The organism is Streptomyces sp. AP-93, assembly GCF_022808175.1.
In the GTDB taxonomy this organism is placed as follows: domain Bacteria; phylum Actinomycetota; class Actinomycetes; order Streptomycetales; family Streptomycetaceae; genus Streptomyces.
Map to the genome: position 1 here is coordinate 319,168 of NZ_JALGBX010000002.1, position 13,092 is coordinate 332,259.

At 71.1% G+C, this 13,092-nt stretch carries 13 protein-coding genes; 4 read left to right on the top strand and 9 right to left on the bottom strand.

Annotated elements, in window-relative coordinates; genetic code table 11:
* Positions 1-2: 2 nt before the first annotated feature.
* From MTF69_RS04675 to MTF69_RS04685, 3 genes are all read right to left on the bottom strand, one after another.
* Positions 3-962 carry a helix-turn-helix transcriptional regulator gene (locus MTF69_RS04675; protein ID WP_243330928.1) on the bottom strand — a complete coding sequence of 320 codons (960 nt, stop codon included), beginning with the start codon at positions 960-962 and terminating at the stop codon, positions 3-5.
* 89 nt (positions 963-1,051) lie between these two features.
* Positions 1,052-1,282: a DUF397 domain-containing protein gene (locus MTF69_RS04680; RefSeq protein ID WP_243331358.1), complete on the bottom strand. Its 231-nt coding sequence runs from the start codon at positions 1,280-1,282 to the stop codon at positions 1,052-1,054.
* Positions 1,283-1,578: 296 nt separating this feature from the next.
* Positions 1,579-3,396: an NHL domain-containing thioredoxin family protein gene (locus MTF69_RS04685; protein WP_243330930.1), complete on the bottom strand. Its 1,818-nt coding sequence runs from the start codon at positions 3,394-3,396 to the stop codon at positions 1,579-1,581.
* A 102-nt stretch (positions 3,397-3,498) separates the two neighbouring features.
* On the opposite strand from MTF69_RS04685, the gene MTF69_RS04690 reads away from it, so the two are divergent.
* On the top strand, positions 3,499-4,068 hold the full coding sequence (locus MTF69_RS04690; RefSeq protein WP_243330931.1) for a Uma2 family endonuclease: 570 nt from the start codon (positions 3,499-3,501) through the stop codon (positions 4,066-4,068).
* Here MTF69_RS04690 and MTF69_RS04695 read toward each other — a convergent pair.
* Complete coding sequence (locus tag MTF69_RS04695; protein ID WP_243330933.1) at positions 4,065-6,035, bottom strand: fibronectin type III domain-containing protein; 1,971 nt, start codon at positions 6,033-6,035, stop codon at positions 4,065-4,067. The two genes, MTF69_RS04690 and MTF69_RS04695, sit on opposite strands and share 4 nt — an antisense overlap.
* A gap of 258 nt (positions 6,036-6,293) precedes the next feature.
* Positions 6,294-7,094 (bottom strand): hypothetical protein, encoded by an 801-nt coding sequence (locus tag MTF69_RS04700; RefSeq protein WP_243330935.1) that lies wholly within the window; start codon positions 7,092-7,094, stop codon positions 6,294-6,296.
* Between the two features lie 32 nt (positions 7,095-7,126).
* On the opposite strand from MTF69_RS04700, the gene MTF69_RS04705 reads away from it, so the two are divergent.
* Entirely contained in the window at positions 7,127-7,630 is a 504-nt protein-coding gene (locus tag MTF69_RS04705) for an LURP-one-related/scramblase family protein (protein WP_243330936.1), read from the top strand.
* A gap of 8 nt (positions 7,631-7,638) precedes the next feature.
* Here MTF69_RS04705 and MTF69_RS04710 read toward each other — a convergent pair whose 3' ends face one another.
* Positions 7,639-7,776 carry a hypothetical protein gene (locus tag MTF69_RS04710; RefSeq protein ID WP_243330939.1) on the bottom strand — a complete coding sequence of 46 codons (138 nt, stop codon included), beginning with the start codon at positions 7,774-7,776 and terminating at the stop codon, positions 7,639-7,641.
* A gap of 51 nt (positions 7,777-7,827) precedes the next feature.
* Positions 7,828-8,607, bottom strand: coding sequence for a carbon-nitrogen family hydrolase (locus MTF69_RS04715; RefSeq protein WP_243330942.1), 780 nt, complete (start codon positions 8,605-8,607; stop codon positions 7,828-7,830).
* A gap of 172 nt (positions 8,608-8,779) precedes the next feature.
* Between MTF69_RS04715 and MTF69_RS04720 the strand changes: the two genes are divergently transcribed.
* Together MTF69_RS04720 and MTF69_RS04725 are read left to right on the top strand one after the other, a co-directional pair.
* Entirely contained in the window at positions 8,780-9,610 is an 831-nt protein-coding gene (locus MTF69_RS04720; protein ID WP_243330944.1) for a maleylpyruvate isomerase family mycothiol-dependent enzyme, read from the top strand.
* A gap of 64 nt (positions 9,611-9,674) precedes the next feature.
* Positions 9,675-10,676, top strand: coding sequence for a helix-turn-helix domain-containing protein (locus MTF69_RS04725; RefSeq protein ID WP_243330946.1), 1,002 nt, complete (start codon positions 9,675-9,677; stop codon positions 10,674-10,676).
* 221 nt (positions 10,677-10,897) lie between these two features.
* Here MTF69_RS04725 and MTF69_RS04730 read toward each other — a convergent pair whose 3' ends face one another.
* Together MTF69_RS04730 and MTF69_RS04735 are read right to left on the bottom strand one after the other, a co-directional pair.
* Positions 10,898-12,337 (bottom strand): nitrate/nitrite transporter, encoded by a 1,440-nt coding sequence (locus MTF69_RS04730; protein WP_243330948.1) that lies wholly within the window; start codon positions 12,335-12,337, stop codon positions 10,898-10,900.
* The gene (locus tag MTF69_RS04735; RefSeq protein WP_243330950.1) at positions 12,334-12,993 is read right to left on the bottom strand and encodes a GntR family transcriptional regulator; all 660 of its coding nucleotides are present in this window, start codon (positions 12,991-12,993) and stop codon (positions 12,334-12,336) included. The genes MTF69_RS04730 and MTF69_RS04735 overlap by 4 nt, the downstream gene beginning before the upstream one ends.
* Positions 12,994-13,092 lie beyond the last annotated feature (99 nt).

Sequence of the window (13,092 nt, forward strand, 5' to 3'; positions counted from 1 at the left end):
GGTCAGTCCGCACACTCGTCGATGAGCAGCTGGTCGATGAGCAGCTGGAGGAAGGCAAGGCTCTCGGCTTTCCCGAGGCTGTACTTCATCACCTGCTCCAGGGAAGCCCGGTGGAGGTCGATCTCCTCGGCCTTCAGCCACCGCGCACCGAGGTTGGACGCCTCGGCGTAGACCATGTCGTCCCCTGCCCCATCGGGGAACTTGAACAGCGACATCGACGTGGTGACCGGCGAGGCGTCCTTCCAGTTCCGGGCGGGCAGGATGCGGATGTGCACCCGTGAGCGGTTCTCCGCGAAGGAGTACAGCTTCCTGAGCTGCTCCCTCATCACCGTCTTGTCACCGACCCAGCGCCGCAGCACGGATTCGTCGATGATCGCCGAGTACTCGGGGACATCGTCCTCGTCCAGGACCTGCTGGCGCCGCCGACGGACGTCCATCCGCCGCTTGACCTTCGCGGCGTCGACCTCGCCCCCGAGGTAGGGAACCTTCATGACGGCTTCGGCGTAGGAAGGGATCTGGAGCAGACCGGGGATGTGGACCGCTTCGAAGGAGGTGATCTCCCGGGCGGTGCTCTCCACGTTCAGCAGGTCGCCCAGCGTCTGGTCCACCACATCGCGGTAGTCCGACCACCACCGCTGCCGCCCGTTGAGGGTTTCCTCCAGGTGCCGGACCGCCGCATCACGCAGGACCCGGTCCCGGACCTGGTAGAAGTCGAGCAGCCGCTCCACCCGCTCCCGGCTGATGGCGGCGTTGTCCATGCCGTTCTCGATGCGGCTCAGCACGGAGGGCGAGCTGACCACCCCGTGGGCGGCGACTTGGACCAAGGTCCAGCCCGCGGCCTTGCGGTGGGTGCGCAGAGCGGCCCCGAGCAGCTGCCGGGGCACCTGCGCCGAGGCGCCCGCCACCGGGGCCGGCGCGCTGGAACCGACGGCGTGAACGATGCCAAAGGCCTTGGCGGCCACACGTGCTCCTAGATATCCGGAGGCGGATTTCCGTCTCGCGGCAATCGTCAGGGGCACATGCAGCCACCACAAGCCCGGGCCAAGCATTTTCAGACAGTCATCCCGTCGAACTCACCCTTCACCGCACCATCCAGAAACGCCAGGATTTCCGAACGCGTGAACACCAGGGCCGGACCCTCGGGGTAGCGCGAGTTCCTTAAGGCGACCCCTCCGTCACCGATCCGTGAAATTTCAACGCAGTTGTTGAAAGCATCGCTCGCCCGGGCTTTCACCCACACCGCCTCCGCGATCGAATGCGCAGGCGCGCCGTTCTCGTACATGGCCACCGGTGAACCACCTCTCGCTGCTGACCGGCCCCAACGCGCCGGCCCGACACCCACTGCCGCACGCGCGCGACCGGGTCGCGCCCGTGCGTGCCCATCCGCCCGTGAAATTTCACGTGCGGACGGCGGCGACGATCCTAGTGCTCCATTTCGGGCCGCACCGTCCCTCGAAAGAGGGTTCCTTGCGGTCCTTATATATGATCCACGGCCATCGAACAGGTATCCAGATCGCGCCCCGCGCGCACTACGGGAAAATGGCCGAGTCGCACGGGTGGTGAATTCGCAAGTGAATGCTATTCGTCCATTCCCGCGAGGACGAGGGGGAGCCGGGAGACGCCCTGCGGGGTGACCTTCACCGGCACCCCCCAGTCCTGCTGGTGGACGTGGCAGGCCGGGTACTCGTTCTCGGGGTCGTCGTCGCAGGAGGCGGCCATCGCGGAGACGTGCAGGACGCCGTCGGTCAGCTCCGGGTTCAGTGCGAGCTCCCGGAACAGGTCGGTCCCGGCCCCCTCCCCCGCCGTCAGCAGCCCGGGCGGCGTCGAGGAGACCAGCAGGCGGGTGGAGGGCCCGTAGCGGGTGTCGAGCTTCTGGCCGCTCGGCGCCCGGAAGACGATGTCGAGCCGGAGCGTGCCGGGGGCCACCTCGGTGGCGGTGCGCTGCGTGCGGTGGGCGACCGCGTCGACCCGTACGGCCTCCTCGGGAAGCCGCAGCCGGGTCAGGCGGTGCCGGGCGGACTCCACGACCACGATGTCGTCCCCGGCGAGCACGGCATCGCTGGGCTCGCGCAGGTCGGTGGCGAGGGTGGTGACCTGCCCGGTGGCGGGGTCGTAGCGCCGCAGGGCGTGGTTGTAGGTGTCGCACACCGCGACCGACCCGTCGGGCAGCGCGGTGACGCCGAGCGGGTGCTGGAGCAGCGCCTGGGCGGCGTCGCCGTCCCGGTGGCCGAAGTCGAAGAGGCCGGATCCGACGGCGGTGCGGACGGCATAGCCGCCGTCGGTCACCTCGGCGTACCTGAGCGCACTGGTCTCGGAGTCGGCGATCCACAGCCGGTCCTCCGTGGCCGCCAGCCCGGACGGCTGTGCGAACCAGGCCTCGGCGGCCGGCCCGTCGTGCAGCCCCTCGTTGGTCGTCCCGGCGGCGACCTCCACGGCGCCGCTCTCCGGGTCCCAGGTCCACAGCTGATGGACGCCCGCCATGGCGATCCACACCTTGCCCTGCCACCAGGCCACGTCCCACGGCGAGGACAGGTCGACGTCGAGGGCCGGCCCCGAGGTCGCGGACCCCTGCCACCACTGCCGCCCGGTCCCGGCGACGGTCTCCACGGCCCCGGTCACGGGGTCGAACCGCCGCAGCGCGTGATTGACGGTGTCGGCGACGACCACGGACCCGTCGGGCAGCAGCGCCAGCCCCTGCGGCTCACTGAACGACTCCGGCCCGAAGCCGCGCTCCCCGCCACCGATGCGCCGTACGACGCTCTCCCCGTCGGGGGCCAGCTCCACCAGCTGGTGCCGGGTCGTATCGGAGACGAGCAGGTTCCCGGAGGGCAGCACGAGCGCCTTCCCGGGGAACCGCAGGTCCCCCGCCACCGGCTCGGGCGCCACGTACGGCCCGTCCCCGCGCCGCAGCGTCCCCTTGGCCTCGTGCTCGGCCTCCAGCTCCTCCACGAGCTTCGCGATGGCGTGCGCGTGCCCCTCCCCGGCGTGCTGCGCGACGACGTACCCCTCGGGGTCGATCACCACGAGCGTGGGCCAGGCGCGGACGGCGTACTGCTTCCAGGTCGCGAGCTCGGGATCGTCGAGCACGGGGTGGTGCACCCCGTACCGCTCGACGGCGTCGACGACGGCGGAGTGCTCGGCCTCGTGCACGAACTTCGGCGAGTGCACGCCGACGATGACGACGGTGTCGCGGTGCTTCTCCTCCAGCTCGCGCAACTCGTCGAGCACGTGCAGGCAGTTCACACAGCAGAAGGTCCAAAAATCGGCGATGACGATCCGTCCCCGCAGGTCGGCGAGGGTCAGATCCTTCCCACCGGTATTGAGCCAGCCACCCTTGCCGATCAGCTCGGGGGCACGGACTCGGGCGCGACGGGGTGCGGGCGCGGCAGAATTCATGCACCAAGGGTGCCACCCCCGCGTAGGCGTACCCCCAGAGGTGACGCGGGACGAGGAACTCCCGTGGGAAGCTGGCCACAGGCGTCCAAGGAGGCTTCCGGTATGACCACCGCGCACCACTACGGCGAGGGCATCGATCCCGAGCGCGCGCTGAAGTACGCCATCCAGCACATGCAGGGCGACCGCGTCGAGATCGTCGAGGGCGTCATCCAGGGGGGCGGGGACGCCGTGACACCACCGACGTGGGACCACGAACATGCCGCGGAGCACATCCGGTACCAGCTCTATCGACGGGTCCGCGAACTCGGGTGCGTGACCGGGTCCGGCAACCTGGACCTTCCCCGATCCCCCAATTGGTATGTTCCCGACATCGCGGTCGTCCCGGAGGGCCTCGCCAAGGGTGGCGACGCCCTCGTACCCGACCAGACACTGCTGATCGTCGAAGTGACCTCCGAGTCCAACGCTGACACCGACCGCGTCGTGAAGCGCAAGCGGTACGCGGAGTACGGTGCCCCGCTCTACCTCCTGGTCGACCGGATGGAGAAGACCGTCACCCTGTTCTCCGAGCCCGGGCGCCTCGGCTACACCGAGGTCGACGGCCCTCACCCCTTCGGGACCTCGGTCCGCCTCCCGGAGCCGTTCGGGATCGACCTCGACACCAGCAAGCTCTAGTCCAGCGAGGCGATCGCCGTCTCGCGGGCGGCCGTCTCCGTGCCGTCGGCGAGGGTGGCGGTCACGCGGTAGTACGTGGTGGTCCCCTTGGGCAGGGTGGTGTCCACGTACGACCAGCTGGTGTCGTTACCGCGCGGCTGGACGTCGACCTTGTCGAAGACGCGGGTCGAGCGGTTCCAGCGGTACACGGTGTAGCCGGTCACCTTGCTGCCGTTGGCGCCCGTGTCGCCACCCCACCAGCGGACCGAGCCGTACACGTCGCCGTGCAGGTTGCCGAGCGTGTTGTCGCCCACGGCCGGGGCGGCGCCGGAGTCGGGGCGCAGGTCGAGCTCGGTGACGTCCTGGAGGGAGGCGCCGGTCTCGGGGGTGAGCTGGTTGCCGTACTGGTCGACGGCGACGACGCCGTAGCGGACCTGCTCGCCGTCGGCGACCGTACGGTCGAGGTGGTGGGTCTGCGTGAACTCCCACGGCCTGAGGGTCCAGGCGTCCTGGAGGGGCGCGTACACCCACTGGCCGTCGACCAGCGTGCCGCGCAGGATGCGGTAGTGGTCGAGCCCGGGGTCACCGCTGGCGTCCCAGCTCAGCGAGACGCCGTTCTCCTTGGCGGTGGCGGTCGTACCCGTCACCGGGGGCGGCGGGGTGCTGTTTCCGGCGACGGTGACCGCCATCTCGTCGGAGGGGGGTCCTCCGTTGCCCGCGCCGTCCACGGCCACGACCGAGTAGTAGTACGTGGCGCCCGGCGGCGGGGCCGTGTCCGTGAAGGACGTGCCCCGGATGTTCTTGCCGACCACCGCGACCGTGCGCCCGGGCTGCGTGCGCGGCCTGTCGTAGCGCAGGACCGTGTACCCGGCGAAGTCCGCGCTGGTGACCGCCGACTTGTCCCAGGTCAGCGTGACCCCGCGCTCGTCCTCGACCGCCTTCGCGTGGTACGCGGTGTCCACGGGACCCGTCGTGTCCCGCGTGTAGAACTCCGCCGTGCCCGAGGCCGCCGACTCGTTGCCGTGCGTGTCGACCGCCGTGACGACGTAGAAGTACGTGTCCCCGGTCTGCGGCAGCGGCTGCTCGAACCAGCCGCCGCCGAGCGGCTGGTCGCCGCTCACCCGGTTCGCCGCCGTGAGCGCGACCGGCCGGCCGGTGGTGGAGCGGTACACGCGGTACCCGGCGAGGTCCGCCTCGGTGTTCCCGTACCAGGAGAGGCCGACCTTCTCGGAGTAGCCGGGCTTCCAGGCGTTCTCGACCCCCTTCGGCGCCGCGGGAGCGCTCGCGTCGACGGTGGTGACGTACTTGTCCGCCGTACCCGCGGACTCGTTGCCCGCCTTGTCGTACGCGCGGACCTCGTAGGCGTAGACCGCGCCGTTCTCCGGAAGCGTGGTGTCCGTGTACGAGGTGGCGGTCGTCGTCGCCAGCGGCGTGCTGCCGTAGGTGCCGCCCTGGAGCCGGCGGTACACGCGGTAGCCCGCGAGGTCCATCTCCTTGTTCGCCGTCCAGCCGAACTTCGCCTGGTACGTGGAGGTGGAGTACGACAGGGAGGTCCCCGTCGGCACGAGGGGCTTGACCTTGTCGACGGTCGCGGACGTGCGCGGCAGGTAGTCCGCCTTGACGTTCGCCATGCCGGTCCAGTTGACGAAATCGAAGCGGAGGGTGTGCGTCCCGGACGGGATGGTGACGTTGACGGTCTGCTTCTGGGTCGTCGAGACGTTCTTCCAGATGTCGACCTTGCGCGCGCCGTCGAGGTAGACGCGCAGTCCGTCCCGGGTCTCGACGGGGATCGAGAACGCGCCGCCGGAACCGAAGTCCCGGGTCACCGTCCAGCGCACGGCGAAATTGTCGCTGGGCAGCCCGGTGGCGGGGGTGCCGGTGCCCCAGCTCTGATCGATCTTCGAGTCGCAGTCGGTCTTCTTCGGCGTACCGGAGAAGGTCGTGTTCGCGTAGAACTGCCGTGTGAAGACGGGCGACTTGCAGGTCACGGTCGCCGTGGCGGCAGCCGCGGCGACGGTCGCGCCCGACAGCAGACCGCCGGTCGTCGCGAGCGCGGTGGTGGCAGCGAGAACTGCCGCGCGGGGAGCTCGGTCATGCCTTCCTTCGTTCTGGGTCGGCGGCGGGACGACGGTGTCGTCCCACCGCCGACGCAGACCCTCGGAGAGGGTGTGGTGTGCGTCACACCTGACGCGGGGGCCTCGCGCCCACCCCTTGCCGGCCGGTTCCCCCGCCCCCGCGGGACGGCGTCAGGCTCCGAAGTCGCGCAGGGAGCGGACGAGGGAGGCGATGAAGGTGTTCTGGGTCTGCGGCGGGAGGAGGTCCAGGGAGAGGTACGGGTTGAGGTCCTCCAGTTCGACCAGGAGGAGCTCGCCCGAGGGGGCGCGGCAGGCGTCCACGCGCTGGATGCCGTGGGTGAGGGTGTTCCAGGCGATGAAGGTGCGGGCGAAGGAGAGGTCCGCGGGGGTGGGGTCGTAGGGGACCAGTTCCCAGCGGCGGGCCGGGTCGGGGGCGTACAGGGCGTACTGGAAGGTGTCGTCCACGAAGTAGAAGGAGACTTCGTAGGAGAAGTCGATGCGCGGCTGGATCAGGAACTCCCCCGGGGCGCAGTCCGGGTGCGGGGTGAAGGTCAGGCCTATGGAGTCCGCGCCCAGTTTCGGCTTCACCGCGTACGAGGGGGACGCGGGGAGGAGCGGGAGGTGCGCCGGGTCGTCGATCGTGGGGATGACCGGGTGGCCGGAGGCGGTGAGGTCGACGAGGTACTGCTTGCCCGCCATGTCGCCGCGGCCCGTCAGGGGGTTGTAGACGCGGGTCCCGGCGGCGAGGGCGGCCGCGCGGAAGGAGTCGTAGGCCTCCTGGTGGTGGAGGACCGGGCCGCTGTTGCGGATGACCACGGTGTCGAAGGCGGGGAGCAGGGCCTCCGCGTCGAGGGGGTGGCACAGGGCGAGGGGGAAGTGCTTCCGCAGGCGTGCGGTGAGGAAGACGTCCTCGTCGCCGTAGCGGCGGCCGCGCGCCGGGTACGCCAGGTCGGTCACGTAGAGGAGTGGCATGACCGGAACCTATCGCGGGCAGCGATGAGGGCGTGAAATACCTGGTACGGGACAAAATGCTGGCCATCGGGGACGACTACTGGATCGAGGACGAGGACGGCCGGCACGCCTTCCTCGTGGACGGCAAGGCCCTGCGGTTCCGGGACACCCTGGAATTGAAGGATCCCGACGGGCGGATCCTCATCACGCTGCGGGAGAAGCTCTTCGCCCTGCGCGACGCGATGACGCTGGAGCGCGACGAGCGGCGGCTCGCGGTGATCCGCAAGAAGCGGTTCTCGCTGCTGCGCAACCACTACTCGGTGGTGCTGGGCGAGGGCACCGAGCTCGATGTCAGCGGGCGGATCCTGGACCGGGAGTTCAAGGTCGAGTACGAAGGGGAACTGCTCGCGCTGATTTCCCGCCAGTGGTACCGGATCCGCGAGACGTACGCCGTCGACGTGGTCCGCGAGGACGCCGACGCCTCGCTGCTCGTCGCCGTCGCGGTGTGCGTGATCCGGATGGCGGAGAAGGAGCGGGAGGGCCCGGATGAGTCGTAGGGTCCCGCTCAGTCGCAGTCGCCGCGGCCACAGTCCTTGAGCGGGCCCGCGCCGGCGTACAGCCCGAGGTCCGCCTTGGCGAAGCCGTCCTCGCCGTACCGGGAGCCGGGGATGTCCACGGAGTAGGCGTACGAGGGCCTCGGCACGCACGGGCCACGGGCCCTTCGGCGGGCTCAGAGGCGGGCTCAGAGGCGGGCTCAGAGGCCGAGGCGGCGGTCCTTCAGGGCCGGGAACTGCTCGCGGGTCTCGGCGACCTTCTTCGGGTCGAGGTCCACCGTCAGGACCTCCTCCCCCGGGCCCGCCTCCGCGAGGACCTCGCCCCACGGGTCCACGACCAGGCTGTGGCCGGCCTGTTCCACGCCCCCGTTGGTGCCTGCCGTCCCGCACGCGAGGACGTACGACTGGTCCTCGACGGCGCGGGCCCGGTTCAACAGCGTCCAGTGGCCCCGGCGGCGGGCCGGCCAGCCCGCGGAGACGACCAGCGTCGTCGCCCCGGCGTCGACCAGGCCGCGGAACAGCTCCGGGAAGCGCAGGTCGTAGCAGGTGGCCAGGCCGAGGGTCTGCTCCGGCAGGGCGACCGTGGTCAGGGTCTCGCCCGCGGACATCAGGACGGCCTCGCCCTGGTCGAAGCCGAAGCGGTGGATCTTGCGGTACGTGGCGGCGAGCTCGCCCGTCGGGGAGAGGACGAGCGCGGTGTTGTAGAGGGAGCCGTCGCCCGCGCGCTCCACGAAGGAGCCGGCGTGCAGCCAGACCCCGGCGTCGCGGGCGGCCGCGGCCATGGCCCCGTAGGTCGGCCCGTCCAGCGGCTCGGCCTCTGTCTCGAACTGCTCGTAGGCGAAGGCGCCCACGGTCCACAACTCCGGCAGGACGACGAGGTCCGAGCCGGACTGTTCGCGCACGAGGTCAGCGACGCGGGAGCGGCGGGAAACCACCGACTCCCCCTCATTCACCGCGATTTGGATCAGGGAAGCGCGCACAGTACCACCGTCCTGGCTTTCAAGCCGTCAACTCGGGCCTACGATCGTCACACGAAAGCACTGCCGGGGTGCTCACCGGCAGCGTAGTTTTGAAGCCATTGCACAAGCTTCCAGAACGCGCCAATGCGCCAACGCGCCCAACAGGCCAATGAACAGCACGCGAGGGGTCCCGTTGACCGTCCATCCGCATCCCAGCCTTCAGCCCTATGCCGACGCGTGGACCCACTCCATCGAGGCGATATCCGAGCTGGTCCTTCCGCTGACGGAAGGCGAGTGGAGCCGGGCGACGCCCTGCCCGAACTGGTCCGTGCGCGATGTCGTGTCCCACGTCATCGGCATCGAGTGCGAGCAGCTGGGCGACCCGCGGCCGATCCACACCCTGCCGCGGGACCTGCGGCACGTGGTCGACGAGTTCTCCCGGTACATGGAAGTGCAGGTCGACGTGCGGCGGCACCACACCGCGCCCGAGATGACCTCCGAGCTGGAGTACACGATCATCCGCCGCTCCCGGCAGCTGCGGAACGAGAAGCGGGAACCGGACACGGTGATCCGCGGCCCGCTGGGCGAGCCGGCGACGCTGGAGCACTCGCTGCGGCTGCGCGCGTTCGACGTGTGGATCCACGAGCAGGACCTGCGGGCGGCGCTGGGCGCACCCGGGAACTGGGACTCGCCGGGGGCCTACGTGGCCCGGGACGTCCTGCTCGCCGGGCTGCCGAAGGTGGTCGCGAAGAAGGCGGGCGCGCCCGCGAACTCGGCCGTGGTCATCGACGTGCACGGGGCGCTGGAGTTCATGCGGACCGTACGGGTCGACGCGGAGGGCCGCGGCACCATCGACAAGGCCCCCTCGCTGGGGCCCGCGGTGACGCTGACCCTGGACTGGGAGACGTACGTACGCCTCGCGGCCGGCCGGGTGCGTGCGCACACCGTGGCCGACCGGGTGAAGGTGGAGGGCGACCCGGCGCTGGCCGAGGCCATCCTGGCCAACTTCTCCGTGACTCCCTGACGGCCTGACTCCGTGACTCCGTGGCTCCGTGACTCCGTAGGCCGGAGAACCCCTGGTGTGGTCGGTGATTTCGTCCGCTGCCGTACCGGCAGCGGACCGGTTCGACTGGTTTTCCGACGTGGTGGCACAGCAGCTGGTGTCCACGTCGATCAGGAGTGAGCACGCGGGCGACTTCCAGGCGGAGGCCGCCGTGCTCGACCTGGGCTGCGTGCAGGTGTCGCAGTTCGGCTACGCCCCGCTGCGCGCCCGGCGCACGGCGGCGCACGTCCGCAGCAGCGACCCCGAGCAGTACCAGTTGGGGCTGGTGACCAGCGGGTCCATGTGGATCGCGCAGAACCGGCACGACTCGGGGCCCTTCTCGGGGGACCTGGTGCTGTGGGACACCTCGCACCCCTTCGAGTCGGGCGTCCCGGGCACCGAGCCGGTCCGGGCCGTGATCCTCTCGCTCCCCCGCACCGCGCTCCCGCTGCGGCCGGACCGGGTGGACCGGGTGCTCGCCGAGCGGATCCCCGCCGACCGGGGCATGGGGGCGATCCTCGCGCAGTACATGCGCTCCCTGGCCGCGCACGGGGAGGAGTGCGCGCCCGCCGAGCTGGAGCAGCTGGGCTCCGTCGCCCTCGACCTGGCCGGAGCCTGCCTCGCCGGGCGGATCGGCGCCGAGGACGAGCTGTCCGAGGAGAGCCGGACCCGGGCGCTGCTGACCCGGATCGACACCTTCATCGGGCACAACCTCGGCGATCCCGAGCTGAGCCCGTCCGTGGTCGCCGACCGGCACAGCATGTCGCTGCGCCGGCTCCAGCTGCTCTTCCGGGAGCGCGGGGAGAGCGTCGCGGCCACGATCCGCCGGCGCCGGCTGGAGCGCTGCCGCGAGGACCTCGCCGATCCCGGGCAGCCGGCCGTCCCCGTCCACACCGTGGCCCTGCGCTGGGGATTCACCAACGCCTCGGTGTTCAGCCGGCTGTTCCGCGATACGTACGGGGCCAGTCCCAGCGAGTTCCGCCGCGCGGTGGCGGAGGAGGCCGCGGCGGGTGCCACGCCCGGCGCCGCGCCCGGCGCCACGGCCTAGCCGGCCGTCAAACCCGCTGCGCGGATTGTCAACGCTCCCTGCGCGCACTGCACACGCGGCCGCGCGGAGCCCTCATAGGCTCGGCACGCGTTGGCCTGAACCCGACTCCGCGGAGTGGACGGGCGTACGGGTGGGAAAGGACGGGGGTCTGTCCCACCCGGACCCGTCCTCCCCGGTACGGCGGTACGGGGCCTGCGCGCATGCCGGGCCGGCACCGGATGTCACCGGGCCGGCCGCGGGTCGGCAGGGGTGCCGACGGGGGCGCCGGCCCCGGCGGCGGCCACGGCGGTGGCGGCCGGAACCGGGGCCGGCGGGGTGACCGGGGCGATGCACGCAGCCACCCGCTCGTGTTCGCGGGCCAGGGCGCGGCCGCGCAGGCGCAGGATCTGGGCGATGCCCAGGAGTTCCAGGACGAAGACCGACGAGAACGCGATGCGGTAGTTGTCCCCGGTGGCGTCGAGCAGCAGGCCCACCACCAGCAGGGTCGTCATCGAGGCGACGAAACCGCCCATGTTGGTGATTCCGGAGGCGGTGCCCTGACGTTCCGCCGGGTTGGCGGGCCGGGCGAAGTCGAAGCCGATCATCGACGCCGGCCCGCACGTGCCCAGCACCATGCAGAGCGCGATCAGCAGCCACATCGGCGCGTGGTCCCCCGGGTAGGCCAGGACCGAGCCCCACAGCAGTGCGGTGAGGGCGACCGTGCCCAGGGCGAGCGGGATCCGGGAGGACTGTCTCCGGCCGACGATCTGGCCGTAGACCAGGCCGAGCGCCATGTTCGAGGCGACCACCAGGGTCAGCAGGCCGCCCGCGGTGGTCCGCGAGAGCCCCTGGGCCTCGACGAGGAAGGGCATCCCCCACAGCAGCAGGAACACCATCGCCGGGAACTGCGTCGTGAAGTGCACCCACAGGCCGAGCTTGGTGCCCGGCTCCCGCCAGGAGTCGGCGATCTGGCGCCGTACGAATCCCCCCGCGCCGGAGGCTGCCGAGGGCGCGGGCTCGTGTCCCTCCGGGTGGTCGCGCAGGAACAGCACCAGCGGGACCAGGACCACCAGCCCCGCCACCGCGCTGCCCGCGAACGCCGGTACCCAGCCGACCCCGTGCAGCACGGGAGCCAGCACCAGCGTGGAGATCAGGTTGCCCGCCATCCCGACCAGGCCGGCCAGCTGCGCCATCAGCGGGCCCCGGCGGGCCGGGAACCAGCGGGTGCCGAGCCGCAGCACGGAGATGAAGGTCATGGCGTCCCCGCAGCCCAGCAGGGCGCGGGCCGCCAGTGCCATCCCGTAGGAGGGGGAGAGCGCGAAGCCGATCTGGCCGGCGGTGAAGAGCACGGCGCCGAGCGTGAGCACCTTCTTGGTGCCGAGCCGGTCCACCATCAGGCCGACGGGTATCTGCATGCCCGCGTAGACCAGGAGCTGGAGCAGGGAGAAGGTGGACAGCGCCGAGGCGTTGACGTGGAAGCGGTCGGCGGCCTCCAGCCCGGCGACGCCGAGGCTGGTGCGGAAGATGACCGCCACGAAGTAGACGGCGACGCCGATCGACCAGACGAGCACCGCCTTGCGGCCGCCCGGCGGGTCCTTGAAGGCGACGGGGGAGGCGCCAGGGGAGGCGATGGACGCGGAGCCCGCGGAACTCGCGGAACTTGCGGAACTCGCGGAGCTCATCGGGCGGGTCCCCGCACCAGTTCCCCGACCCGGCTCACGTGGGCCCGTACCGCCGCGGCGGCCGTGTCGGCGTCGCCCGCGCGCAGGGCGTCGAGGATCTCCCGGTGCTCGGCCAGCGTCCGCTCCACCCGCTCGGGGTGCGCGTGCAGCAGGGCCACGCCCATGCGGAGCTGGCGGTCGCGCAGTTGGTCGTAGAGGCGGCAGAGGATCTGGTTGCCGGCGCTGCGCACGATCTCCGCGTGGAAGGCCCGGTCGACGGCCATCATCGCCCCGAGCTCGCCCGCGTCACCGAGCCGGCGCTGCTCCTCGACCAGTTCCGCGAGCCGCTCCAGCAGCCCGGCCGGGGCGGGTACGGCCTGCCGGACGGTGAACTCCTCGACCAGCAGCCGGGTTTCGATCACGTCGGCGATCTCCTGGGCGGAGACCGCGAGGACGAGGGCGCCCTTCTTCGGGTACAGCTTGAGCAGTCCCTCGGTCTCCAGCCGCAGCAGCGCCTCGCGGACCGGTGTGCGCGAGACCCCGACGGCGACCGCGAGCTCGCCCTCGGTCAGCAGCACCCCACCCTCGTAGCGGCGGTCGAGCACGGCCTGCTTGACGTGCTGGTAGACGCGTTCGGCAGCGGTCAGGTTGGTACCGGCGGTACGGGCGGGTGACATGCGCACAGCATAGATACAACAGAGGTGCAACCTGGGCGTCGTCCACGATGTGGACCACCAGCGGGTTCACCATGTGGACCCTCACCGCACCGTGACGTC

Coding starts and splice junctions, on each gene's coding strand:
- MTF69_RS04690 (WP_243330931.1), top strand. CDS start 3,499: ATGACCACCGCGCACCACTACGGCGAGGGCATCGATCCCGAGCGCGCG.
- MTF69_RS04700 (WP_243330935.1), bottom strand. CDS start 7,094: ATGCCACTCCTCTACGTGACCGACCTGGCGTACCCGGCGCGCGGCCGC.
- MTF69_RS04735 (WP_243330950.1), bottom strand. CDS start 12,993: ATGTCACCCGCCCGTACCGCCGGTACCAACCTGACCGCTGCCGAACGC.
- MTF69_RS04685 (WP_243330930.1), bottom strand. CDS start 3,396: ATGAATTCTGCCGCGCCCGCACCCCGTCGCGCCCGAGTCCGTGCCCCC.
- MTF69_RS04680 (WP_243331358.1), bottom strand. CDS start 1,282: ATGTACGAGAACGGCGCGCCTGCGCATTCGATCGCGGAGGCGGTGTGG.
- MTF69_RS04730 (WP_243330948.1), bottom strand. CDS start 12,337: ATGAGCTCCGCGAGTTCCGCAAGTTCCGCGAGTTCCGCGGGCTCCGCG.